At 53.9% G+C, this 22,925-nt stretch carries 21 protein-coding genes; 12 read left to right on the top strand and 9 right to left on the bottom strand.

All coding sequences use genetic code 11. The features are described from left to right. Positions 1-45: 45 nt before the first annotated feature. Positions 46-882: a glycosyltransferase gene (locus tag EHO01S_RS04510; RefSeq protein WP_024522846.1), complete on the bottom strand. Its 837-nt coding sequence runs from the start codon at positions 880-882 to the stop codon at positions 46-48. 374 nt (positions 883-1,256) lie between these two features. On the opposite strand from EHO01S_RS04510, the gene pstS reads away from it, so the two are divergent. From pstS to phoU, 5 genes are all read left to right on the top strand, one after another. Then, positions 1,257-2,297 carry a phosphate ABC transporter substrate-binding protein PstS gene (gene pstS / locus EHO01S_RS04505; protein WP_024522845.1) on the top strand — a complete coding sequence of 347 codons (1,041 nt, stop codon included), beginning with the start codon at positions 1,257-1,259 and terminating at the stop codon, positions 2,295-2,297. 65 nt (positions 2,298-2,362) lie between these two features. Beyond that, positions 2,363-3,334, top strand: a complete 972-nt coding sequence (gene pstC, locus EHO01S_RS04500) for a phosphate ABC transporter permease PstC (RefSeq protein ID WP_024522844.1) — start codon at positions 2,363-2,365, stop codon at positions 3,332-3,334. Between the two features lies 1 nt (position 3,335). Then, complete coding sequence (gene pstA / locus EHO01S_RS04495) at positions 3,336-4,223, top strand: phosphate ABC transporter permease PstA (RefSeq protein ID WP_024522843.1); 888 nt, start codon at positions 3,336-3,338, stop codon at positions 4,221-4,223. 45 nt (positions 4,224-4,268) lie between these two features. Continuing rightward, a complete protein-coding gene (gene pstB / locus EHO01S_RS04490; RefSeq protein ID WP_024522842.1) occupies positions 4,269-5,048 on the top strand; it encodes a phosphate ABC transporter ATP-binding protein PstB in 780 nt (259 codons plus the stop codon). Positions 5,049-5,065: 17 nt separating this feature from the next. Further along, positions 5,066-5,791: a phosphate signaling complex protein PhoU gene (gene phoU / locus EHO01S_RS04485; RefSeq protein ID WP_024522841.1), complete on the top strand. Its 726-nt coding sequence runs from the start codon at positions 5,066-5,068 to the stop codon at positions 5,789-5,791. A 70-nt stretch (positions 5,792-5,861) separates the two neighbouring features. Here the strand turns inward: phoU and yieH are convergent, their stop codons facing one another. Continuing rightward, positions 5,862-6,533 (bottom strand): 6-phosphogluconate phosphatase, encoded by a 672-nt coding sequence (gene yieH, locus EHO01S_RS04480; protein WP_024522840.1) that lies wholly within the window; start codon positions 6,531-6,533, stop codon positions 5,862-5,864. A gap of 64 nt (positions 6,534-6,597) precedes the next feature. After that, positions 6,598-8,373, bottom strand: coding sequence for an adenine deaminase (gene adeD / locus EHO01S_RS04475; protein WP_024522839.1), 1,776 nt, complete (start codon positions 8,371-8,373; stop codon positions 6,598-6,600). 210 nt (positions 8,374-8,583) lie between these two features. On the opposite strand from adeD, the gene EHO01S_RS04470 reads away from it, so the two are divergent. Further along, positions 8,584-9,921, top strand: a complete 1,338-nt coding sequence (locus EHO01S_RS04470) for an NCS2 family permease (RefSeq protein WP_024522838.1) — start codon at positions 8,584-8,586, stop codon at positions 9,919-9,921. A gap of 75 nt (positions 9,922-9,996) precedes the next feature. On the opposite strand, the gene EHO01S_RS04465 is transcribed toward EHO01S_RS04470, so the two are convergent. Then, on the bottom strand, positions 9,997-10,734 hold the full coding sequence (locus tag EHO01S_RS04465; RefSeq protein ID WP_024522837.1) for a 4'-phosphopantetheinyl transferase family protein: 738 nt from the start codon (positions 10,732-10,734) through the stop codon (positions 9,997-9,999). A gap of 239 nt (positions 10,735-10,973) precedes the next feature. Between EHO01S_RS04465 and EHO01S_RS04460 the strand changes: the two genes are divergently transcribed. Beyond that, positions 10,974-11,627, top strand: a complete 654-nt coding sequence (locus EHO01S_RS04460) for a TVP38/TMEM64 family protein (protein WP_024522836.1) — start codon at positions 10,974-10,976, stop codon at positions 11,625-11,627. Further along, on the top strand, positions 11,624-12,196 hold the full coding sequence (gene smrA, locus EHO01S_RS04455) for a DNA endonuclease SmrA (protein WP_232238258.1): 573 nt from the start codon (positions 11,624-11,626) through the stop codon (positions 12,194-12,196). The genes EHO01S_RS04460 and smrA overlap by 4 nt, the downstream gene beginning before the upstream one ends. 34 nt (positions 12,197-12,230) lie before the next feature. Here smrA and mnmE read toward each other — a convergent pair whose 3' ends face one another. The 5 genes from mnmE to rpmH form a co-directional block, all read right to left on the bottom strand. Continuing rightward, complete coding sequence (mnmE, locus tag EHO01S_RS04450) at positions 12,231-13,595, bottom strand: tRNA uridine-5-carboxymethylaminomethyl(34) synthesis GTPase MnmE (protein ID WP_024522834.1); 1,365 nt, start codon at positions 13,593-13,595, stop codon at positions 12,231-12,233. Positions 13,596-13,706: 111 nt separating this feature from the next. Continuing rightward, positions 13,707-15,332, bottom strand: coding sequence for a membrane protein insertase YidC (gene yidC / locus EHO01S_RS04445; protein WP_024522833.1), 1,626 nt, complete (start codon positions 15,330-15,332; stop codon positions 13,707-13,709). 1 nt (position 15,333) lies between these two features. Continuing rightward, complete coding sequence (gene yidD, locus EHO01S_RS18150) at positions 15,334-15,588, bottom strand: membrane protein insertion efficiency factor YidD (RefSeq protein WP_071523913.1); 255 nt, start codon at positions 15,586-15,588, stop codon at positions 15,334-15,336. Then, positions 15,552-15,911 carry a ribonuclease P protein component gene (gene rnpA / locus EHO01S_RS04440; RefSeq protein WP_005295677.1) on the bottom strand — a complete coding sequence of 120 codons (360 nt, stop codon included), beginning with the start codon at positions 15,909-15,911 and terminating at the stop codon, positions 15,552-15,554. The genes yidD and rnpA overlap by 37 nt, the downstream gene beginning before the upstream one ends. 17 nt (positions 15,912-15,928) lie before the next feature. Continuing rightward, the gene (gene rpmH, locus EHO01S_RS18145) at positions 15,929-16,069 is read right to left on the bottom strand and encodes a 50S ribosomal protein L34 (protein WP_005291132.1); all 141 of its coding nucleotides are present in this window, start codon (positions 16,067-16,069) and stop codon (positions 15,929-15,931) included. A gap of 726 nt (positions 16,070-16,795) precedes the next feature. On the opposite strand from rpmH, the gene dnaA reads away from it, so the two are divergent. The 4 genes from dnaA to gyrB all read left to right on the top strand — a co-directional run bounded on the left by dnaA (position 16,796) and on the right by gyrB (position 22,917). Continuing rightward, a complete protein-coding gene (gene dnaA / locus EHO01S_RS04435) occupies positions 16,796-18,187 on the top strand; it encodes a chromosomal replication initiator protein DnaA (RefSeq protein WP_024522831.1) in 1,392 nt (463 codons plus the stop codon). 24 nt (positions 18,188-18,211) lie between these two features. Then, entirely contained in the window at positions 18,212-19,312 is a 1,101-nt protein-coding gene (gene dnaN, locus EHO01S_RS04430; RefSeq protein ID WP_024522830.1) for a DNA polymerase III subunit beta, read from the top strand. A gap of 70 nt (positions 19,313-19,382) precedes the next feature. Then, positions 19,383-20,459 (top strand): DNA replication/repair protein RecF, encoded by a 1,077-nt coding sequence (gene recF / locus EHO01S_RS04425; protein WP_024522829.1) that lies wholly within the window; start codon positions 19,383-19,385, stop codon positions 20,457-20,459. A 43-nt stretch (positions 20,460-20,502) separates the two neighbouring features. Then, on the top strand, positions 20,503-22,917 hold the full coding sequence (gyrB, locus tag EHO01S_RS04420; protein ID WP_024522828.1) for a DNA topoisomerase (ATP-hydrolyzing) subunit B: 2,415 nt from the start codon (positions 20,503-20,505) through the stop codon (positions 22,915-22,917). Positions 22,918-22,925 lie beyond the last annotated feature (8 nt).

Here is a 22,925-nt window from a genome sequence, read left to right as displayed (position 1 = left end):
TGAAATATCATCCCCTTTTTCTTATCATTAATTTGTAAGCTCGTGTTAACGCGCTAATGAGGAGAATAAATAGCGTAACCACCACAATGGCTTCCACCAACGCTTTTCCTGCGGCAATGCTGCCGGAAATAGTGTATTGCGATAAATGACGCGCCACTCAAAATTAAGAAATATACGGCTGTGTCCATATTCATCGCCATAGGTTTCACACTCGTGTCGTTTTTGCCGATCGATGGGGGTGTTCGCTGATAAATCACGATGTAGACTATGGTAGCTTTTTTCACGATCTAACTGTCGTTCGTAACAGACGAACTTTTTAGGTAGGTATTTTTGACGAGAACCATGATATTTATGGTATTTGACAAAACGATAGTCTTCAGCACCATAATTCCCTGAGAATTCTTCGTCATAGCCGAAATGGCGAAAGAAACGCGCCCGTGACATAAAAAAGAGATTGGAGTGACCTTTGTAAATGCCTCGTTCATCGCTACGCCGATAAATTTTATAAAAATTCCTTCCTGGATTTTTAGTTTTAATTAAATATTCGAATGTTTTTTCTGGTAATTCGTGATCGAGGTCGGTCAATAATATTTTATCTGACTTAGCATAGGTGACGCCGAGATTGCGTGCTCCGGCCTGATTCCATTTTATATCCTCGGTGATTTTTAACCAGGTGATATTTAAATCTAATTTGCCAATCTCATAAGAAATTGGTGAACCGTCATCAACGATAATAAACTCGATCACGCTGCGCAGAGATAACGGTAACGCCTCATACTTCTTTAGTAAAGAAAATACAGAATCAAGACTTTTCTGATTGCAATAAAAATGTGTCACATAAGACAGTTTAATGTGTTGCTTATCATTATCCTGAAAAATCATTTATCCGTTACCCTGTAAACATATCTTATGTATGGAAATTTTTTCCGCATTATCCCATGGATAGTTAACAATATCATCAGATATAGGCAATTATATGATAATAAAATCATCAATGTGATACTGTATAGAGGTTTGCATTCGTTAAACAGCGCGCGATGGTTGTGTGTTACGGTTCATGTCTGTCTCACGCTCATTGTCTTGTACGGCTATAGCTTGACGGTTTCCCCTCTCTCCAACTATCCCGGTAGTCTGTTGTCATAAAACTGTCATAATCCATACATTTTACTGTCATCAAACTGCCTTATTTTGCTTCCTGCACCATACTTGATCCGATCGTTGCTACGTTAGCTTGATAACTCTTCCCAGGAGGGAATATGAAACTAATGCGTACCGCTGTCGCAGGGATTGTCGCCGCGACCGTCTCCTTAAGTGCCGCCCCGGCCTTCGCAGCTGAGAGCCTGACAGGTGCCGGCGCGACCTTCCCCGCGCCGGTTTACGCCAAGTGGGCCGATTCCTACCAAAAAGAAACCGGTAATAAAGTTAACTATCAAGGAATTGGCTCTTCTGGCGGCGTAAAACAAATCATCGCTAATACCGTAGACTTTGGAGCCTCCGATGCGCCTCTGAGTGACGAGAAGCTAGCGAGCGATGGTCTGTTTCAGTTCCCGACAGTGATCGGTGGGGTAGTAATGGCGGTCAACCTTCCGGGCGTGAAATCGGGTGAACTGACGCTAGATGGGGAGACACTGGGCGATATCTACCTGGGTAAAATTAAGAAGTGGAACGATGCGGCGATCGCCAAGCTTAATCCGGGCATTAAACTGCCGGATCAGAATATCGCCGTGGTGCGTCGTGCGGATGGTTCCGGCACCTCTTTTGTCTTTACCAGTTATCTGAACAAGGTTAACTCGCACTGGAAGGCGGAGGTCGGTGCTGGCTCGACGGTGAATTGGCCGACGGGTTTAGGTGGTAAGGGCAATGATGGTGTCGCCGCTTTCGTTCAGCGTCTGCCGGGATCCATTGGCTACGTTGAGTATGCCTATGCTAAACAGAATAAGTTAGCGTATACCAAGCTGGTTTCTGCCGATGGTCAGGCGGTCAGCCCGACCGAGGTAAGCTTCAGCAATGCGGCTAAAGGTGCTGACTGGAGTAAGTCTTTCGCTCAAGATCTGACTAATCAGGCGGGCGATAATGTATGGCCGATCACCTCGACCACCTTTATTTTGGTGCATAAGGCTTCGACCAAACCAAAGCAAACAGCTGAGGTGCTGAAGTTCTTCGATTGGGCCTATAAAGAGGGAGCCAAGCAGGCGAACGCATTGGATTATGCAACTTTACCGGAGTCGGTGGTGGTGCAAATCCGCGCGGCCTGGAAGGCCAACGTCAAGGATAGTGGCGGTAACGCCCTGTATTGATGATTTTTGGGCACGCCTCCCCCAGGAAAGCGTGCCTTATCATGATCGTTTAAGAAGAGACAGAGATGGCTGATTCGCCTTCATTTAATAAACAGCCGATGATAAAAGCGCCGAGCAAGCTCGGAGACGTGATCTTTGCACTGCTGGTCAAGCTAGCGGCGTTGATCACGCTATTGTTGCTGGGGGGCATCATCGTTTCGCTGATTATCGCCGCTCTCCCCAGCATGGAGAAGTTTGGTTTCGCCTTTCTGTGGAGCAAAGAGTGGGATGCTCCGGCGGAGCAGTTTGGGGCATTGGTCCCTATTTACGGTACCCTGGTGACCTCATTGATCGCCTTGATCATCGCCGTTCCCGTCAGTTTCGGTATCGCCCTGTTCCTGACGGAGTTGGCGCCCGGCTGGCTGCGTCGTCCATTAGGGGTGGCGATCGAATTGTTGGCAGCGATCCCCAGTATCGTCTACGGCATGTGGGGCCTGTTTATCTTTGCTCCGCTGTTCGCCGAATATTTTCAGACCCCGGTGGGTGAGGTGCTATCCGGCATTCCCATCGTTGGTACTTTGTTTTCCGGTCCAGCTTTCGGCATTGGCATTCTTGCTGCCGGAGTAATCCTGGCTATCATGATCATTCCCTACATTGCCGCGGTGATGCGTGATGTGTTCGAGCAGACGCCGGTGATGATGAAAGAGTCAGCTTATGGCATCGGCTGCACTACCTGGGAGGTGATCTGGCGCATTGTTCTACCTTTCACCAAAAATGGTGTGATCGGCGGGATTATGCTGGGATTGGGGCGTGCACTGGGAGAAACCATGGCGGTCACTTTCGTCATTGGCAATACCTACCAGCTCGACAGTTTTTCGCTGTATATGCCGGGCAACAGCATCACCTCTGCGCTGGCCAATGAGTTTGCTGAGGCGGAGTCTGGGTTGCATACCGCGGCGTTGATGGAGCTGGGGCTGATTCTGTTCGTGATTACCTTCATCGTGTTGGCGTTGTCCAAGCTGATGATTCTGCGCCTGGCGAAGAATGAGGGACGTTAAGATGGCAACGATGGATGTACAAAATCCGCAGCAATTGGCGGAATCCCGTCGCCGCATGCAGGCCCGACGTCGGCAGAAGAATCGCATTGCCTTGTGCTTGTCGATGGGAACCATGGCTTTCGGCCTGTTCTGGTTGGTGTGGATCCTGCTCTCCACTTTTACCCGTGGTATTGATGGCATGTCGTTGGCGCTGTTTACTGAGATGACGCCGCCGCCGAACACCGAAGGTGGAGGGTTAGCTAACGCCATTGTTGGTTCTGGATTGTTGATCCTGTGGGCAACAGTGATCGGAACGCCGTTGGGTATCATGGCGGGGATCTACTTGGCCGAATATGGTCGTAATAGCTTGCTGGCTAATGTCACCCGCTTTATTAACGATATTTTGCTGTCTGCACCGTCGATCGTCGTCGGTCTATTTGTCTATACCATTGTCGTTGCGAAGATGCAGCACTTTTCCGGCTGGGCTGGGGTGATCGCGCTGGCGCTGTTACAGGTGCCTATCGTCATTCGTACCACAGAGAACATGTTGAAGTTGGTGCCAGATAGTCTGCGCGAGGCCGCCTATGCGCTGGGGACGCCGAAGTGGAAGATGATTTTGGCGATCACCTTGAAAGCGTCGGTATCAGGGATCATTACCGGGGTACTACTGGCCATCGCCCGTATCGCTGGCGAGACAGCACCGCTGCTGTTTACTTCGCTCTCCAACCAGTTCTGGAGCACCGACATGATGCAGCCGTTGGCTAACTTACCCGTCACCATCTTTAAGTTTGCCATGAGTCCGTTTGCAGAATGGCAACAGTTGGCCTGGGCCGGAGTTCTGCTGATCACGCTGTGTGTCCTGTTGCTGAACATTTTGGCCCGCGTGATTTTTGCTAAGAAAAAATACTAATTTTAGGGTGCCGCTATAGCGGCACCGCTAACAGAGAGAAAAACGATGAGTAATGTAGTGACAGACACGACCAACAGCAAAATTCAGGTACGCGATCTGAACTTCTATTACGGTAAATTCCATGCGTTGAAGAATATCTCGCTGGATATTGAGCAGAATAAAGTCACTGCCTTCATCGGCCCGTCCGGTTGCGGTAAGTCGACGCTGTTACGCACCTTTAACAAGATGTTCCAACTCTATCCGGAGCAGCGCGCTGAAGGGGAGATCCTGTTGGACGGCCAGAATATTCTGACGGACAGCCAAGATGTGGCCCTATTGCGAGCCAAGGTGGGGATGGTATTCCAGAAGCCGACCCCTTTCCCGATGTCTATCTATGACAACATCGCTTTCGGTGTGCGTCTGTTTGAAAAGCTGTCACGCACCGATATGGATGAGCGAGTGCAATGGGCCTTGACCAAAGCCGCCTTATGGAATGAGACCAAGGATAAGCTGCATCAGAGCGGCTACAGCTTATCGGGCGGGCAGCAGCAGCGTCTGTGCATCGCGCGTGGCATCGCCATCCGGCCAGAAGTGTTGCTGCTGGATGAACCCTGCTCGGCTCTGGATCCCATCTCGACCAGTCGTATTGAAGAGCTGATCACCGAGTTGAAACAGGACTATACCGTGGTGATCGTGACCCATAATATGCAGCAGGCGGCGCGTTGTTCCGACTATACGGCCTTTATGTATTTGGGAGAGCTAATCGAATTTAGTGATACGGATAAACTGTTTACCGCACCGGCGCAGCGGCAGACGGAAGATTATATTACTGGTCGTTATGGCTGATGGTTGAGGAAGTAAATATGGATAATTTGAATTTAAACAAGCATACCTCCGGTCAGTTTAACGCCGAGCTTGAGCATATTCGCACTCAGGTAATGAGCATGGGGGGGCTGGTGGAGCAGCAATTAACCGATGCCATTACCGCCATGCATAACCAGGATGCCGAGTTGGCTCGCCGCGTGATCGAGGGTGATGCGAAGGTCAATATGATGGAGATCGCCATCGATGAGGCCTGTGTCAAAATCATCGCTAAGCGTCAGCCGACAGCGAGTGATTTACGCCTGGTAATGGCCATTATCAAGACTATCTCCGAGCTGGAGCGCATCGGTGATGTGGCCGATAAGATCTGTCGTACCGCGTTAGAGAAGTTTTCTCAGCAGCATCAACCGTTATTGGTCAGCCTAGAATCGCTGGGACAGCATACGGTACAAATGCTGCATGATGTACTGGATGCCTTCGCGCGTATGGATTTGCACGAAGCTATTCGTATCTACCGCGAAGATAAGAAAGTCGATCAGGAGTATGAGGGGATTGTCCGTCAACTGATGACCTATATGATGGAAGATTCACGCACTATCCCCAGCGTGTTGACGGCGTTGTTCTGCGCCCGTTCCATCGAGCGTATCGGCGATCGTTGTCAGAATATCTGCGAATTCATTTTCTACTATGTGAAAGGGCAGGATTTCCGCCATATCGGCGGGGACGATCTGGAGCGGTTATTAGCGGGAAGCCGTGAGCAACCGTAAGTCGTGCGGTGAGATCTGTATTCTCGACGAGCCGTCCTGCATTGCAGGGCGGCTCGTTGCTATTAAGCGGCTAGGCTCTGTGAGTCAGTTGCCAGCCGCGTTGGCGCCATAACGTGGGTAATTGGCGCAGATCATCGAAGGTGGTAACCAAGGGATGATCGATGGGCGGATTATGGGGATCGGCGCAGAAGTAGAATACGGGGATCCCCGCCGCGATACCGGATCGCGCCCCGGCTGGCGAATCGTCCACCAGTATGCACTCCTCGATCGCGACTCCCATGCTTTGCGCCGCATGATACATCAGGTCCGGCTCGGGCTTCCAACTCTGGATATCGTAGCCGCTGTACAAGCGATCGCCGAAGAATGGCAGCATGCCGGTGGCGCCGAGCGAACTTTGCATCTTGCTGACCGGCCCGTTCGAGGCGGTACACATAGGGACGCAGATCTGACGTAATAACTCGTGGGCGTGTGGGATCGGCTGGAGTTCGCTGGCGAACAGGCGCGCGACCTCAGCGCGGTAGTGAGACTCCATCTCGGTGCGATCGGCATGAAAAGGGTGACGACGTTGGATGATATCGATGATGTCATACAATCTCACTCCTTTAAACTCTCGGTAGACTTCATCCAGAGAGAGGGTTATTCCATAGCGTGCGAACATACTGACATAGGCTTTGCTACAGATGATTTCGCTGTCTACCAGCGTTCCGTCACAGTCGAAGAGAATACAGCGGATACTGCTCATGGTCGTCCCTTTTGGCCAGTCGGCGCGGAAAGCGCCCGCGCCGAATCAATCTTACCTACCTAGTTTAAACGCTCTCTTCGTCCATGCGAACCTCGGTAAAGCAGAAGTGATCAACATCGAATAGACCGAGGCTGGTCAGTTTGAGCGAGGGGATCACTGGCAAGGAGAGGAACGCCATCTGGATAAAGGGTTCATTCAGGGTCATACCACATGCTCGGCAGGCCTGTTTAAGCTGGTCGATCATGCCGGCAATTTCTTCGGCCGGTAAGGTGCTCATCAACCCGGCGATGGGCAATGGCAGATGGGCCTGTATCTGGCCATCGGCAACGACGCATAGCCCGCCACCATCTTGGATGAGCTGATTGACCGCCAGTGCCATCTCCGCCGGATCGTGTCCGATGGTGACGATATTGTGACTGTCATGACTGACGGTGGCCGCCAGGGCTCCTTTATTCAGGCCGCTGTTATGCAGTAGACCTAACGCCGGGGCCTTCCCGTGGCCATAGCGCTCCATCACCGCCATACGGCAGACATCTGGAGTATCGAAGCTATCACCCTGCCAACGGACGATGCTGAGCGGGGTGATCAGTTCGTTGGGGACCAGCGTCAGGGCACGGTAGGAAGCGCCTGGTGTCAACGCCAGGGTCAGATCGGCGGCGCTTAACGGTGCTCGTTGCACAGTGTTGTGCTGCGGTGGGCGACTTGCTAGCTGACGCGCCGGTGCATCACGCAATAACTGTGCGCCATCGACGGGGTGACCGCCGGCGAAAACTTGGCGAATAGTGACTTGCTCAATATCATCCAGCAGTACGATGTCAGCCTTTTTCCCCGGTGCGATCAACCCCAGGCGTTTTAGACCATAGTGACGCGCTGCTGACCAACTGGCGACGCGATACGCCAGGTGTGGCGCCAGATGATGCTGTTGGATCAGGCGGCGGATCAGGGCATCGATATGTCCCTCATGGGCGATCTCCCACGGGTTGCGGTCATCGGTACATAACATGCACTGTGGGCTATTGAACGCATTGATCAGCGGCGCCAGGGTATCCAGGTTACGCGCCGCCGAGCCTTCACGAATCATTAGCGCCATGCCAAGTGCCAGCTTTTCCCTGCCCTCCTCCAGAGCCAGGGTTTCGTGGCAGTTTTCGATGCCCGCCGCTAGATAGGCATTCAGCATTTTGCCGCATAGGGTCGGACTGTGACCATCCAGGGTCAGATGGCGGAAAGCGTCCAGTTTGTCCAAGGTGGATTCATCACCAGCGATCACGCCGGGGAAGTTCATCATCTCTGCCAGTCCCAAGACGTGAGGATGATCGCGGTAGTTTAGCATCGCGGATAGGGGAAATTCGGCACCGTTGACGTCGGTATCGGCCAGTGCGGGTACACAGGAGCTGACTTGTATAAATTGGTTCTGTCGCGCCCCTTCAGCACAACGCAGGAACCAGGCTAATCCCGTTTCGCCCATCACGTTGATGATCTCATGGGGATCGCAGACGATGGTGGTCACTCCACGAGGTAGCGTTACGCTTTCGAAGGTAATCGGCGTCATCATGCTTGATTCAATATGCAGGTGAGCATCGATAAAGCCGGGTACGGCGACCGCGCCGCCGGCATCGATATGTTGTCGAGCAGGGGCGTCGGTATAGTCAGGACCGATGCCAGCGATGCTATCGCCGCTGATCAGGATTGGGCCTGGTCGCGTACCACCGTTGATCAGATCCAGCAGTAAGACATTATCGATACGAATATCGGCAGGTTGTTCGCCGCGGCAAACCGCCAGAAGATGCAACATTGCTGTGCGAGAAAGCGATTGCGTGTACTTGAGGTTAATGTTTTTCATCGTGACTACCTTAATTTTGTTGTTTTTATCATTTTGATATTAAAGCGTTTTTATTTGTCTATTGTAGCGATTTTATGTATATAAGCGTTTGCGTTACATCACGTCGGCTGATCAGCGACAAAAAAACACCAAAAAAAGGATGTGACAGACATCATAATTTGGCATTTTTAGTATAGGATAGTCATCCAAGACACTATACGGATTTCATGTATGAGCCCATCCCAGTCCACGACACCCTGCTCCCAGGGCGTATTCGAACGCATCTTTAAACTTCAGGCGCATGGTACCACCGTTAGGACCGAGGTGATCGCCGGTTTCACCACCTTCCTTACCATGGTGTACATCGTCTTCGTAAACCCGCAGATCTTGAGTGCTGCCGGTATGGATACCCAAGCGGTGTTTGTCACCACCTGCCTGATCGCCGCCTTCGGCAGCATATTGATGGGGCTGTTGGCCAATCTTCCGGTCGCCTTGGCGCCGGCGATGGGATTGAATGCTTTCTTCGCTTTCGTGGTGGTCGGTGCCATGGGGATTTCCTGGCAGATCGGCATGGGGGCGATCTTCTGGGGAGCCGTCGGTCTTTTCCTGCTAACGGTATTCCGTATTCGCTATTGGATGATCGCTAACATTCCGTTGAGCCTGCGCGTTGGTATCACCAGTGGGATTGGCCTGTTCATCGCCATGATGGGGTTGAAGAATGCCGGCATCATTGTTCCGAACAAGGATACATTGGTGACGGTCGGTGAGCTGACCTCGCACCATGTGTTGTTAGGCGCATTAGGCTTCTTCATTATTGCTATCCTGGCCTCACGTAACATTCATGCCGCTGTATTGGTCTCTATCGTGGTAACGACGGCTATTGGATTGCTACTGGGGGATGTGCAGTACAGTGGCGTATTCTCCATGCCGCCGAGTGTGACCAGTGTGGTTGGTCAGGTTGACCTGAGCGGTGCGCTAAACATCGGTCTGTCGGGGGTGATCTTCTCGTTTATGCTGGTGAACTTGTTCGACTCTTCCGGTACTCTCATCGGGGTGACGGATAAGGCCGGGTTGACGGATGCCAACGGTAAGTTTCCGCGCATGCAGCAGGCGCTGTATGTCGATAGTATCAGCTCGGTGGCGGGCTCTTTTATTGGTACTTCCTCGGTGACCGCCTATATCGAAAGCTCCTCCGGCGTTTCCGTCGGCGGCCGAACTGGCCTGACTGCTGTGGTGGTGGGGCTACTGTTTATGTTGGTTATCTTCCTCTCGCCACTGGCTGCCATGGTGCCAGCCTACGCCGCCGCCGGGGCGTTGATCTATGTCGGCGTGTTGATGACTTCGAGCCTGGCCCGTGTGAAATGGGACGATCTGACCGAAGCCGTACCGGCTTTCATTACCGCGGTGATGATGCCCTTTAGCTTCTCTATTACCGAAGGGATTGCGCTAGGCTTCATTTCCTATTGCGTAATGAAGGCGTTTACCGGCCGCTGGCGTGAGATTAGTCCCTGCGTTATCGCGGTAGCGCTGTTGTTTGTGCTGAAGATCGTGTTAGTTGATGCACACTGATCAATAAGCATAAAGGAAATACAACAGGGAGGGCTTTGGCCCTCCCTTGTTATTGGTAGCCAGCCCATGTTGCTGTCAGTCTGGGATCACCGATAGGGCGCTATGGCTCGTAAAGCGGAGAAAACTCGGGGAGTGGTCTAACGCCTGGCGCTTCTCTTTATCGACGTTGGCCAGGCGTCCATTGGGCTGCATGTGCCAGTAATGCAGGCGTTGTAGTGCTGGACTACGGCTGCACGACCAGGCCATGTCGTGATGGATGGCGCTCAAGGTCTCGACTTGGGGCGTCACGCTGGAGCGTAGCTTGCCGGCGCCGGGCTGGATATGCAGCGTTGGCAGTCCGCTGTCGCCGAGTCCGGATATTTTCAGGATCGATTGGCGGATGGTCCATAGTTGGGTCGTCGCTTCTAGGCAATCCTCCTGTCGGGCAATCCAGGCTTTCTCTGTATTACTCAACCACTGTTGTTGTAAGGGGATAAAACCGCCCTGGCGTGCCCGGATCACCTCGATGTCGAGGCCAACCTTACCGGTACAGCCCAGCATCACACCGACGATGTTGCCAGCGTAGGCCAGGCTAAAGTCGGGCAGGGTTGGATCGATAAAGAAAGGGCGACCATGACAGTCGATCGCGGTGCGTGGCAACTTACTGTAGCCATACAGGATGGCCATCAGCTCAGCCAGAGCCACGCGAGCATGCAGAAAGCGCTCACGTCGCTTGGGTGAGTAGTGGAGCGAGGTGGCGATCACGTCCTCGGTAAGGCGATGGACGTCTAACGGGCGATGCTCTGTGTTCCACCAGATAAAGTGGCTTTCCATAGTCACTCCCTGCATTATCGATCCAGATTGTGCGACAGACACCGATAAGTCGTGCGCATGTGTGTTGTATAACCCTGAGAATTATTTATCCTTTGTCGAAATTTGATAATTACCATGTATGTAATGTGTGGTGCAGCGCACTGATTTGCGCCAGTTGTCTGCCGCGAGTGTGAACTAAGAGGATATGATGATGGAAAAGAAGGGGTAAGCGCTGGCTCGCCTGGGGAGCCTTGGCATTGCTGGTGGTTGGTCTAGGATGTACGCCGTTGCGGGCGTTGTGTACGGATCTGACAGCGTTGCGTCAACTGCTCGGCACACAGGGGTTTCTCTATAGTGCCGTTGGCTACGTGCTGCTTTTCGTCGTTGCCTCATTGTTACTGTTTCCGGGCAGTGCCCTAGTGATCGCGGCGGGATTGTTGTTCGGCCCCGTCTGGGGCACGCTACTTTCTTTGTTGGCCGCGACATTAGCCTCCGCCTGCGCCTTCTTGTTGGCACGTCATTTGGGCCGAGGGTGGCTGTTGGTGCGTTTCGGTGATCGTCCGCTGTTTCAACGTATCGTGCGCGGTATCGATACGTACGGTGTCGATTTTCTGATCTTTACCCGCTTAGTCCCATTATTTCCTTATAATATTCAAAATTATGCCTACGGACTGACCGCTATAGGCTTTTGGCGTTATACCCTGATATCGGCATTGACGCTGTTGCCGGGAACTTGGGTATATAGTTATCTAGCGGCGACGTTAGCTGAGCAGGGTATCACCTGGCGTGTCAGCGGGGAGCTGCTGCTGTGTGGACTGCTGCTGTTTGCGTTGACACAGGCGGCGCGCCGGGTGTATCGGCGCTGTCTGACGGTGGGGCAGGACCAACCCTCAAGCGTGGAGGTTAAACGATGAATTGGGAAGAGGGGGAGATGGAGAGCGAGTCGCTGTTTCATCAGGAGATGATTGGAGTGAAGCCGTTAGTCTCCGATCGGGTACGCTTTGCCGCCCAGTCAGCACCGAGTGCGGCGCAGCTTGCCCGGCGTGCGGCGGCGCAACAGGTTTTGGTGGCGCGGCCGGATTATCTCTCACTGGAGGCGGTTGAGATGTTAAGTCCTCACGATCTGGTGGGGTTTAAACGTGAGGGGATCCAGGAAGGGGTTTACCGTAAGCTGCGTCTAGGAAAATATGCGTTACAGGCCGTGTTGGATTTGCATCGCCATACCCTGAGCGAGGCGCGTAGCGCCCTGCTCCAGTTCATCGCAGACTGCGTGTTGGTGTTGCATGGTAAGGGGGAGCGTAGCCAGCCCCAGGCGCTGTTGAAGAGTTATGTCAGCGCTTGGTTGCCGCAGATCCCTGAGGTGATGGCGCTGCACAGCGCCGAGCGGCGTCACGGTGGTAGTGGCGCCTTGTATGTTTTGCTGCGCAAGAGTGAACGGCGCAAGGCCGATAACCGCGAACGCCATCAGAAGCGCTTGGGCTGAGTTTGTCGAGGTTGGGCGCATCGCCCCCTCCGAACTACTTGCCGATGCAAAAACTGGTGAAGATACGCCCCAACAGATCGTCGGAGGTAAACTCGCCGGTGATCTCACTCAGTGATTGTTGTGCCAGACGTAGCTCTTCCGCCAGCAACTCACCGGCCATGGCACCGAGTAGCTGATCTTTTCCCTGTTGGAGATGGATAGCGGCCTGCTCTAGCGCCTGTAGGTGGCGGCGACGGGCCAGGAATCCTCCCTCAAGATGAGTCTCAAAGCCCATGCTTTGCTTCAAGTGATCGCGTAGCACGTCGATGCCAGCCCCGGTACGGGCCGACAGACGCACCAGGGTGTGGCCGTGATTCGTGCTGATCCCTAACGGTTCGCCGGTGACGTCGGCCTTATTGCGTACTACGGTGATCGGCAAGCTAGCCGGCAGACGGGCGATGAAATCAGGCCAAATAGTGGCGGGATCGGTGGCGTCGGTGGTGGTTCCGTCGACCATAAATAAAACGCGATCGGCCTGCTCGATCTCTTGCCAGGCTCGCTCGATGCCGATGCGCTCCACCTCATCACTGGCTTCACGTAGGCCGGCGGTATCGATGATATGTAACGGCATCCCATCGATATGGATGTGTTCACGCAGGACATCGCGGGTGGTGCCGGCAATATCGGTAACGATGGCCGCTTCACGCCCCGCCAGCGCGTTGAGCAGGCTGGATTTTCCGGCGTTGGGCCGCCCGGCGATCACCACCTTCATGCCTTCGCGCAGCAGACTTCCCTGACGCGCCTCGGCGCGCACATCGGCCAGTTCATTCATCACTGCATTGAGCTGCGCTTCGATCTTGCCATCGGAGAGGAAGTCGATCTCCTCGTCGGGGAAATCGATGGCGGCCTCAACGTAAATCCGCAGGTGAGTCAGCGATTCGACCAGTTGATTAACGCGGGCTGAAAAGACCCCTTGTAGCGAGTTGAGCGCCGAGCGTGCCGCCTGTTCGGAACTGGCATCGATCAGATCGGCGATCGCTTCGGCCTGCGCCAGATCCATCTTATCATTCAGGAAAGCCCGTTCGGAGAATTCGCCGGGACGGGCGATGCGCAACCCTGGCAGTTGTAAGATACGCTTCAATAGCAGATCAAGGATTACCGGACCACCGTGACCTTGTAGCTCCAGTACATCTTCGCCAGTGAAGGAGTTCGGTCCGGGGAAATAGAGGGCGATCCCCTGATCCAGCGACGTGCCGTCCTGGTCGCGAAACGGCAGATAGTCGGCGTAGCGTGGCTTGGGCAGTTTACCCAATAGCGCTTGGGCGACAGCCTGAACCTGAGGGCCGGAGACGCGCAGTATCCCTACGCCGCCGCGTCCCGGAGCGGTAGCTTGGGCGACGATGGTGTCGGATGGAGTGATCATATTCTCTCTCTTTTGGCGTTGAGTGCATGCCCGTGATGGCGAGCACAAAAACAAGAAAAAGGGGCGGTCATTAGACCGCCCCCCTGGTACCTCATACGCTAGCGCGGGTTATTTCTTATCCCGGCTGTGCAGGCCGCGTTTTTCCAGGCCGCGGTAGATTAGCTGCTGCTGGATGATGGTTACCAGGTTGCTGACGATATAGTACAGCACCAGACCTGACGGGAACCACAGGAAGAAGACGGTAAAGATAACCGGCATAAAGGTCATGATCTTCTGCTGCATTGGATCGGTGACGGTAGTCGGTGACATCTTCTGGATGAAGAACATGGTCACGCCCATCAGGATCGGCAGGATGTAGTACGGGTCCGGCGCGGCCAAGTCATGGATCCACAGGGCGAATGGTGCTTGGCGCAGTTCGACGGAACCCATCAGCATGTAGTACAACGCCAGGAAGATCGGCATCTGGATCAGCAGCGGGAAGCAACCGCCCAGCGGATTCACCTTCTCTGCCTTGTACAGCGCCATCATCTCTTGGCTCATGCGCTGTTTGTCGTCACCGATACGCTCACGCATTGCCTGCAACTTAGGTTGCAGCATACGCATCTTGGCCATTGAGGTGTACTGCGCCTTGGTCAGCGGGTACATGATGCCGCGTACGATAAAGGTGATGATGATGATGGCGAAGCCCCAGTTACCGACGAAGCTATGGATCAGCTGTAGCAGCTTGAACAGCGGTTGGGAGATAAACCACAACCAACCATAATCCACCGTCAAATCGAGGTGCGGGGCTACGGCAGCCATATCGCTTTGCAGTTCTGGGCCGACCCACAGAGTGGTACTGAGCACCTGTTCGGTGTTCGGTGCAACGCTGACGGACGGTGCCTTGTAACCGATAGCGGCCTGGCCATTGCCCAGGTTCGCGGTATAGAAGGTATTCACGCCGCTGTCGTGCGGGATCCAGGCGGTGGCGAAGTACTGTTGCAGCATGGCGACCCAGCCGCCCTTGGTCTGCACGTTCAGGTTCTTGTCTTCGATGTCGCTGAAGCTGTACTTCTGATACTTATCATCGCTGGAAGAGTAGGCCGCGCCACGGAAAGTGTGCAGTGCAAAGTTACTGCTACCGGTATCGCGGTGCTTCGGCAAATCGATAGACTGCTTGAGCTGACCGAACAGTGTCAGATCCAACGCCTCATGGCTGTCGTTCTTCACCTTATAGTCGACGGCGATGGCGTAGTCATTACGCTTGAGCACGAAAGTCTTGGTATAGATGACGCCGTTCGGTGCGGTATACGTCAACGGAATACGCAACTCATCCTGCCCCGGCAGCATTTCATAGCTGGTTTGGTTAGCGCTATATAGCGGGCGCGGACCATTGGCTGGATTATCCGGACCGCTCTTACCGGTCAGGCCGCTCTGTGCCTGATAGACAAACTGTGGAGTGGTTTCCAGCAGTTGGAATGGGGTATTTGAGCCCAGAGTAGCCGGATAGGCCAATAGATCGGCCTGCTCGATGTCACCACCACGGGTGTTGATGGTCAAAGCCAGTACATCGGTCTTAACCGTAATAAGCTTACCCTGGCCGCTTTCCGGTACTGCTTGGCTAGCGGCGTCGCTGACGCTCTGTCCTGCTGTCTGAGCGACCGGCTGCGGATTGTGGTCCGTTTGCCAGGCCTGCCAGATTAAGAAGGACACGAACAGCAGAGCGACGAGGAATAGATTACGTTGCGAATCCATCTTAATGTTCTCTGTTATTGGTTTTCGGCGGCACGGGATCATCGCCACCTGGGTTCAAAGGGTGGCATTTTAATACGCGTTTCAGTGTCAACCAACTGCCTTTTACCATTCCAAACCTGCGCAATGCCTCAATTCCGTATTGTGAGCAGGTGGGATGGAAGCGACAGTGTGGCCCAAGCAGCGGACTGATGAAACGCTGATAACCACGTATCAGCGTAATCAGGAGGCGCGAACCTGGCGACAATGGCGACGCCATAACTTTTCCAACATCTCTGTCAGCGCCCGATTATCGAGTTCCTGAACACCCTTTTTGACGATTACCACAAAGTCCATGGCTGGCAGCGAATGCTGACGCAAGCGGAAACTTTCACGTGTCAGACGCTTGATGCGGTTACGCTCATGAGCGCGTTTGACATGCTTTTTGGCGACAGTAAGACCGATGCGGGGATACCCCAGCGAGTTCATACGGCCGAGAATGGTAAGTTGGGGCGTACCGGCTCGTTGCGGTTGCTGGAAGACGAAATTGAAGTGATTGGGAGTTAGCAAACGTAACTCCCTAGGAAAACTTAGCTTAACCACTAATCTGGTCAGCTAAATTAACCGGCTACGGTCAGACGAGCGCGGCCTTTAGCGCGGCGACGGGCAAGAACCTGACGGCCGTTTTTGGTTGCCATACGAGCACGGAAACCGTGGGTACGGTTGCGTTTCAATACGGACGGTTGGAAAGTGCGTTTCATAGCGATTTCTACCTAAACTTTAAATAATTACTGATCAGTAAACGCGTTTGGCTACTCGACGTGAGAACGACCGACGCCTCAATCGCATATATTAAAGAGGCAGGATTGTAATAATTGTACAGTCCTGAGTCAATTGACTTATGCCAAGCAGCTCACCTGAGCTCAAACGGGTAACCCCGTCTCTCACCGTCACACCTAACCTTCCGGAGGGTTGGGATACTGCGTTTCCGGCAACAGAACGCAGGCGTAACGCGTGGGTGGCAAATTATACGGACTCCCTATCAAAGCGCAAGGATCTTAGTGTGATCCTTGCGATGATCCTAGGATCGGTGCGCTGTCGCGCTACGGTTTCTCTGAAATTCCCCACTTTGTGTCATAGCTAGCGCTATATTGGAGAGAAAAAGCGATAATCCATCATTGGGTTCGCCAGGGACTGTGGATAAAAAGGAGCGATTCTGTGCAGAAGAAGAGGATCTTCTGTGTGGTTTAGGCTATGATCCGCCATCCTGATCGCGATCCTTACTACGGGAAAGCGGTTGTGCGAGAATGCCGCGCAAGCGGTGACCTGGAAGTGGTCAAGTTGTGGGTAACCTGTTTATGATCCCCGCCTCCCTGTTGGGATCCGCGCGCATTGCGTATCGCGGGTTATCGGCTGCGCTTCCGGTGATGAAAAACCCTGAGCATCCTAATCATTTCTTATTTATCTTTGTTCGAGTGGAGTCCGCCGTGTCACTTTCGCTTTGGCAGCAGTGTCTTGCCCGATTGCAGGATGAGTTACCTGCCACAGAATTCAGTATGTGGATCCGTCCTCTTCAGGCGGAGCTCAGTGACAATACGCTGGCGCTGTATGCGCCAAACCGCTTTGTTCTCGATTGGGTTCGTGATAAATATTTGAATAATATTAATGGGTTACTCAACGACTTTTGCGGCGCGGATGCTCCCGTTCTACGTTTTGAGGTAGGCAGTAAGCCCGTTGCGCCCAGTGTGATTAGCCATCACGTAGGCAATGAAAACAGCGCGACGCCTGCCAGCACTCGGGCCAGCAGCCCGACACGCCCGAGTTGGGAGCGTGTGGCGGCGCAGCCTGAGCTCTCCTACCGCTCCAATGTGAATCCGAAACACACCTTCGATAACTTCGTCGAGGGTAAGTCTAACCAACTGGCGCGCGCGGCGGCGCGTCAGGTGGCGGACAACCCAGGTGGTGCCTATAATCCGTTGTTTTTATACGGCGGTACTGGTTTGGGTAAGACTCACCTGTTGCATGCTGTAGGCAATGGCATCATGGCGCGTAAGCCGAATGCCAAGGTGGTCTACATGCATTCGGAGCGCTTTGTTCAGGATATGGTGAAAGCGTTACAGAATAACGCTATCGAAGAATTTAAGCGTTACTACCGCTCCGTCGATGCATTATTGATCGATGATATCCAGTTTTTCGCCAATAAGGAGCGTTCACAGGAGGAGTTCTTCCATACCTTCAACGCGCTGCTGGAAGGCAATCAACAGATCATCTTGACCTCTGACCGTTATCCTAAAGAGATAAACGGGGTGGAGGATCGTCTAAAATCCCGCTTCGGCTGGGGGCTGACCGTGGCTATCGAACCGCCAGAGTTGGAGACGCGCGTCGCCATCTTGATGAAGAAGGCTGATGAGAACGATATCCGCTTGCCGGGTGAAGTGGCGTTCTTTATCGCCAAGCGTCTGCGTTCCAATGTGCGTGAGTTGGAAGGTGCATTGAACCGTGTCATCGCTAATGCCAACTTCACCGGGCGGGCAATTACCATCGATTTCGTGCGTGAGGCGCTACGTGATCTGTTGGCGCTGCAAGAAAAACTGGTCACCATCGATAACATTCAGAAGACGGTGGCGGAGTATTACAAAATCAAAGTGGCCGACCTGCTTTCCAAGCGCCGTTCCCGTTCCGTCGCGCGTCCACGCCAGATGGCGATGGCCTTGGCTAAGGAGTTGACCAACCACAGTTTGCCGGAGATCGGGGATGCCTTTGGCGGTCGTGACCATACCACGGTGCTGCATGCCTGCCGTAAGATCGAGCAGCTGCGGGAAGAGAGTCACGACATCAAAGAAGATTTTTCTAATCTAATCAGAACGTTGTCATCCTAATTACCTAACAGTCATCGTAGCGATATGAAATTTATTGTTGAGCGTGAGCATCTTATCAAGCCGTTGCAGCAGGTGAGCAGTCCGTTGGGCGGCCGTCCTACGTTGCCGATCCTGGGTAACCTGTTGTTGCAGGTAGAAGATGGCCATCTGTCGCTGACCGGCACCGACCTGGAGATGGAGATGGTGGCCCAGGTGCCGTTATCTCAACCCCATGAGGCGGGTGCTACCACCGTGCCTGCGCGCAAGTTTTTGGATATTTGCCGCGGCTTACCGGACGGTGCCGAGATCTCGGTAGCGTTGGATGGTGATCGCATGTTGGTGCGCTCTGGGCGCAGCCGTTTTTCCCTGTCAACTTTGCCGGCGGCAGACTTCCCTAATCTGGATGATTGGCAGAGTGAGGTTGAATTTACGCTGCCACAGGCGACACTGAAGCGTCTGATCGAAGCCACGCAGTTTTCGATGGCGCATCAGGACGTACGCTATTACCTGAACGGAATGTTGTTCGAAACCGAAGGGGAAGAATTGCGTACTGTGGCGACAGACGGCCACCGTCTGGCCGTATGCTCGATGCCTATCGGGCAGAGCCTGCCGCACCATTCGGTGATCGTGCCGCGTAAAGGTGTCATCGAGCTGATGCGTCTACTGGATGGCGGCGAGACACCGTTGCGCTTGCAAATCGGGAGCAACAACCTACGGGCACACGTCGGTGGCTTTATCTTTACCTCTAAGCTCGTTGATGGCCGTTTCCCCGATTATCGCCGTGTATTACCGAAGAATCCCGATAAGACGTTGGAGGCTGGCTGCGATGAACTGAAACAGGCCTTCGCTCGAGCGGCGATCCTCTCTAACGAGAAATTCCGTGGGGTGCGCCTGCATGTTAGCCATAACCAACTGAAGATCACCGCCAATAATCCAGAGCAGGAAGAGGCGGAGGAGCTGTTGGACGTCGACTACCCGGGCAGCGATCTAGAGATCGGTTTCAACGTTAGCTATGTCCTGGATGTGCTCAACGCGTTGAAGTGTGAACGTGTCGTGATGATGTTGACGGATGCGGTATCCAGCGTACAGATCGAAGATGCGGCCAGTCAGGCGGCGGTCTATGTCGTGATGCCGATGCGTCTGTGATTATGTCGATCAGTGGCGTTGTGTATGGGGTGGCGCGGCCTTACCGGCCGAGTTCAGGGGGATGGCGCGCATGGCGTTGACCCGCCTGATGATCCGCGACTTTCGCAATATTGAGAGCGCCGATCTGGCCCCTTCCAGCGGGTTCAATTTCCTGGTCGGTGCCAATGGTAGCGGCAAAACCAGCGTCTTGGAGGCCGTTTATACCTTGGGTCATGGCCGGGCCTTTCGCAGCCAGCAGGCCGGACGGGTGATCCGCCACGACTGTGCCGAGTTTATCCTGCATGGGCGTATTGATACGGGCACCGAGCGTGAATTGGCTGTAGGACTGAGTAAAAATCGCCAGGGCGACAGTAAGGTACGTATCGATGGCCGCGATGGCCATAAGGTGGCCGAGCTGGCGCAAATGCTGCCGATGCAGTTGATCACCCCGGAAGGGTTCACGCTGCTTAACGGTGGCCCCAAGTACCGGCGAGCCTTCCTCGATTGGGGGTGTTTCCACGGTGATGGGGAATTTTTTACCGCGTGGAGCAACCTGCGCCGTCTCCTCAAACAGCGTAATGCCGCGTTGCGTCAAGTGACGCGTTACGCCCAAATCCGTCCTTGGGATCAGGCGTTGGTGCCGCTGGCCAATCAGGTCAGCGCCCTGCGTGCGGCTTATAGTGAGGCCATCGCGCAAGATATCGCGGTGACCTGTAGCCAGTTTCTGCCCGAATATGCGCTATCTTTCTCATTTATGCGTGGCTGGGATCGGGAAAGTGAGTATGGTGAACTGCTAGAGCGCCACTTTGAGCGCGATCGCGCGCTCACCTATACCGCGCTGGGGCCGCATAAGGCGGATTTTCGTATTCGTGCCGACGGTACGCCGGTCGAAGACTTGCTATCGCGCGGTCAGTTAAAGCTGTTGATGTGCGCCTTGCGCCTGGCTCAGGGGGAATACCTAACACGTCACAGCGGCCGCCAGTGCCTGTATCTGATCGATGATTTCGCCTCGGAGCTGGATGCCGGTCGGCGCCGTTTGTTGGCCGAACGGTTGAAAAGTACCGGCGCACAGGTGTTTGTCAGTGCGGTCAATGCCGATCAGGTCGGCGACATGGTTGATGAAAAGGGCAAGATGTTCCGCGTAGAACAGGGTAAAATAGCCGTTTAGATTCGATTTATTACGATAGTTATCCAATGAGCGAGAAAGGCTGATGTCAAATACGTATGACTCCTCAAGTATCAAGGTATTAAAAGGGCTGGATGCCGTTCGTAAGCGCCCGGGCATGTACATCGGGGATACCGATGACGGTACAGGTCTGCACCACATGGTGTTTGAGGTGGTGGATAACGCGATTGACGAAGCGCTCGCTGGTTATTGCAAAGATATCATCGTCACCATCCACAGTGACAACTCTGTATCCGTGCAGGATGATGGGCGCGGTATCCCGACGGGGATCCATCCAGAGGAGGGGGTTTCCGCCGCCGAAGTGATCATGACTGTGCTGCATGCTGGTGGTAAGTTTGATGATAACTCCTATAAGGTGTCCGGTGGCTTGCATGGTGTGGGCGTTTCCGTGGTGAACGCGCTGTCGGAGAAGCTGGAGCTGGTGATCCGCCGTGATGGCCATGTCCATGAGCAGATTTATCATCATGGTGTGCCGGCAGCCCCATTGAAGGTGGTAGGGGATACTGAGCAGACTGGGACCCGGGTACGTTTCTGGCCGAGTATGGAAACCTTTAGCAACGTGGTTGAGTTCCAGTATGACATCCTGGCCAAACGTCTGCGCGAGCTGTCGTTCCTGAACTCCGGGGTCTCCATCCGCCTACGCGACAAGCGCAATGATCGCGAAGACCATTTCCACTATGAGGGCGGGATCAAGGCGTTCGTTGAGTATCTGAATAAGAACAAGACGCCGATCCATCCGAACGTGTTCTACTTTTCTACCGTTAAAGACGATATTGGTGTCGAGGTCGCGTTACAGTGGAATGACGGTTTCCAAGAGAATATCTACTGTTTTACCAACAACATTCCACAGCGTGATGGCGGGACCCATTTGGCGGGTTTCCGGGCGGCAATGACCCGCACCCTGAACAGCTACATGGAGAATGAAGGTTACACCAAGAAGAACAAGATTTCCGCCACCGGTGACGATGCGCGTGAAGGACTGATCGCCGTGGTGTCCGTGAAGGTGCCGGATCCCAAATTCTCTTCACAGACTAAAGATAAGTTGGTCTCTTCCGAGGTGAAGTCGGCCGTCGAGTCGTTGATGAACGAGCGTCTAGCTGAATACCTGTTAGAAAATCCCAATGACGCTAAGATCGTGGTCGGTAAGATTATTGATGCCGCTCGAGCGCGTGAAGCCGCGCGTAAGGCGCGTGAGATGACGCGCCGCAAGGGTGCGCTGGATCTGGCTGGGCTGCCCGGTAAGTTGGCCGACTGCCAGGAGCGCGATCCCGCACACTCCGAACTCTACCTGGTGGAAGGGGACTCCGCGGGCGGCTCTGCCAAGCAGGGACGTAACCGTAAGAATCAGGCCATCCTGCCGTTGAAAGGGAAGATCCTCAACGTCGAGAAGGCGCGCTTCGACAAGATGCTCTCCTCGCAAGAGGTGGCGACGCTGATCACTGCGCTGGGGTGCGGTATTGGCCGGGATGAGTACAACCCTGACAAATTGCGTTATCACAGCATCATTATCATGACCGATGCCGACGTCGACGGCTCACACATTCGTACGTTGCTGTTGACCTTCTTCTACCGTCAGATGCCGGAGATTATCGAGCGGGGCCACGTCTATATTGCCCAACCGCCGCTGTATAAGGTGAAGAAAGGTAAACAGGAGCAGTACATCAAGGACGACGAGGCGATGGATCAATACCAAATCGCCATTGCTCTAGATGGTGCCGCGTTGCATACCAATGCGGCCGCTCCTGCGTTAGCCGGCGAACCGCTGGAGAGGCTGGTGGCCGAACATTATCAGGTACAGAAACTGATCGGCCGTATGGAGCGTCGTTATCCCAAGGCTGTGTTGAACCAGTTGATCTATCAGCCGACCTTGAGCGAGGCCGATCTGAGTGATCAGGCGGCGGTGGCACAATGGATCGGCTCACTGGTTACGACACTGAACGAGAAAGAGCAGCATGGCAGCGTCTACAGCGTTCAGATTATGGAAAATCGTGAGCGCCAGATGTTTGAGCCAGTAGTCCGCGTGCGTACCCATGGGGTCGATACCGACTACTTCTTCGATTTCGACTTCGTTCACGGTGCCGAATATCGCCGTATCTGTGCCCTTGGCGACAAGTTGCGTGGCTTGGTGGAGGAGAGTGCCTTCGTCGAGCGTGGCGAGCGCCGTCAACCGGTTGCTAGCTTCGAGCAGGCGTTGGATTGGTTGGTGAAAGAGTCGCGTCGTGGCCTCGCCATCCAACGTTATAAAGGTCTAGGCGAGATGAATCCCGATCAACTGTGGGAGACCACCATGGATCCGGAAGGCCGTCGCATGTTGCGTGTTACCATCAAGGATGCTGTGGCTGCCGACCAATTGTTCACTACGCTAATGGGTGATGCGGTAGAGCCGCGTCGTGCCTTTATCGAAGAGAATGCGTTGAAGGCTTCCAACCTGGATTTCTAATCGCTCAG

This window comes from Edwardsiella hoshinae NBRC 105699 = ATCC 33379, from assembly GCF_000474215.1.
Lineage (GTDB): Bacteria > Pseudomonadota > Gammaproteobacteria > Enterobacterales > Enterobacteriaceae > Edwardsiella > Edwardsiella hoshinae.
This window is presented reverse-complemented; position numbering and strand designations above follow the sequence as displayed.

What these genes read in the sequence shown, in the direction of transcription:
- smrA (WP_232238258.1), top strand. Translation starts at nt 11,624, where the DNA reads ATGAATTGGGAAGAGGGGGAGATGGAGAGCGAGTCGCTGTTTCATCAG.
- EHO01S_RS04510 (WP_024522846.1), bottom strand. Translation starts at nt 882, where the DNA reads ATGATTTTTCAGGATAATGATAAGCAACACATTAAACTGTCTTATGTG.
- recF (WP_024522829.1), top strand. Translation starts at nt 19,383, where the DNA reads ATGGCGTTGACCCGCCTGATGATCCGCGACTTTCGCAATATTGAGAGC.
- pstB (WP_024522842.1), top strand. Translation starts at nt 4,269, where the DNA reads ATGAGTAATGTAGTGACAGACACGACCAACAGCAAAATTCAGGTACGC.
- EHO01S_RS04470 (WP_024522838.1), top strand. Translation starts at nt 8,584, where the DNA reads ATGAGCCCATCCCAGTCCACGACACCCTGCTCCCAGGGCGTATTCGAA.
- pstA (WP_024522843.1), top strand. Translation starts at nt 3,336, where the DNA reads ATGGCAACGATGGATGTACAAAATCCGCAGCAATTGGCGGAATCCCGT.
- adeD (WP_024522839.1), bottom strand. Translation starts at nt 8,373, where the DNA reads ATGAAAAACATTAACCTCAAGTACACGCAATCGCTTTCTCGCACAGCA.
- rpmH (WP_005291132.1), bottom strand. Translation starts at nt 16,069, where the DNA reads ATGAAACGCACTTTCCAACCGTCCGTATTGAAACGCAACCGTACCCAC.
- pstC (WP_024522844.1), top strand. Translation starts at nt 2,363, where the DNA reads ATGGCTGATTCGCCTTCATTTAATAAACAGCCGATGATAAAAGCGCCG.
- yidC (WP_024522833.1), bottom strand. Translation starts at nt 15,332, where the DNA reads ATGGATTCGCAACGTAATCTATTCCTCGTCGCTCTGCTGTTCGTGTCC.
- EHO01S_RS04465 (WP_024522837.1), bottom strand. Translation starts at nt 10,734, where the DNA reads ATGGAAAGCCACTTTATCTGGTGGAACACAGAGCATCGCCCGTTAGAC.
- pstS (WP_024522845.1), top strand. Translation starts at nt 1,257, where the DNA reads ATGAAACTAATGCGTACCGCTGTCGCAGGGATTGTCGCCGCGACCGTC.
- yieH (WP_024522840.1), bottom strand. Translation starts at nt 6,533, where the DNA reads ATGAGCAGTATCCGCTGTATTCTCTTCGACTGTGACGGAACGCTGGTA.
- yidD (WP_071523913.1), bottom strand. Translation starts at nt 15,588, where the DNA reads ATGGCGTCGCCATTGTCGCCAGGTTCGCGCCTCCTGATTACGCTGATA.
- gyrB (WP_024522828.1), top strand. Translation starts at nt 20,503, where the DNA reads ATGTCAAATACGTATGACTCCTCAAGTATCAAGGTATTAAAAGGGCTG.
- phoU (WP_024522841.1), top strand. Translation starts at nt 5,066, where the DNA reads ATGGATAATTTGAATTTAAACAAGCATACCTCCGGTCAGTTTAACGCC.
- dnaN (WP_024522830.1), top strand. Translation starts at nt 18,212, where the DNA reads ATGAAATTTATTGTTGAGCGTGAGCATCTTATCAAGCCGTTGCAGCAG.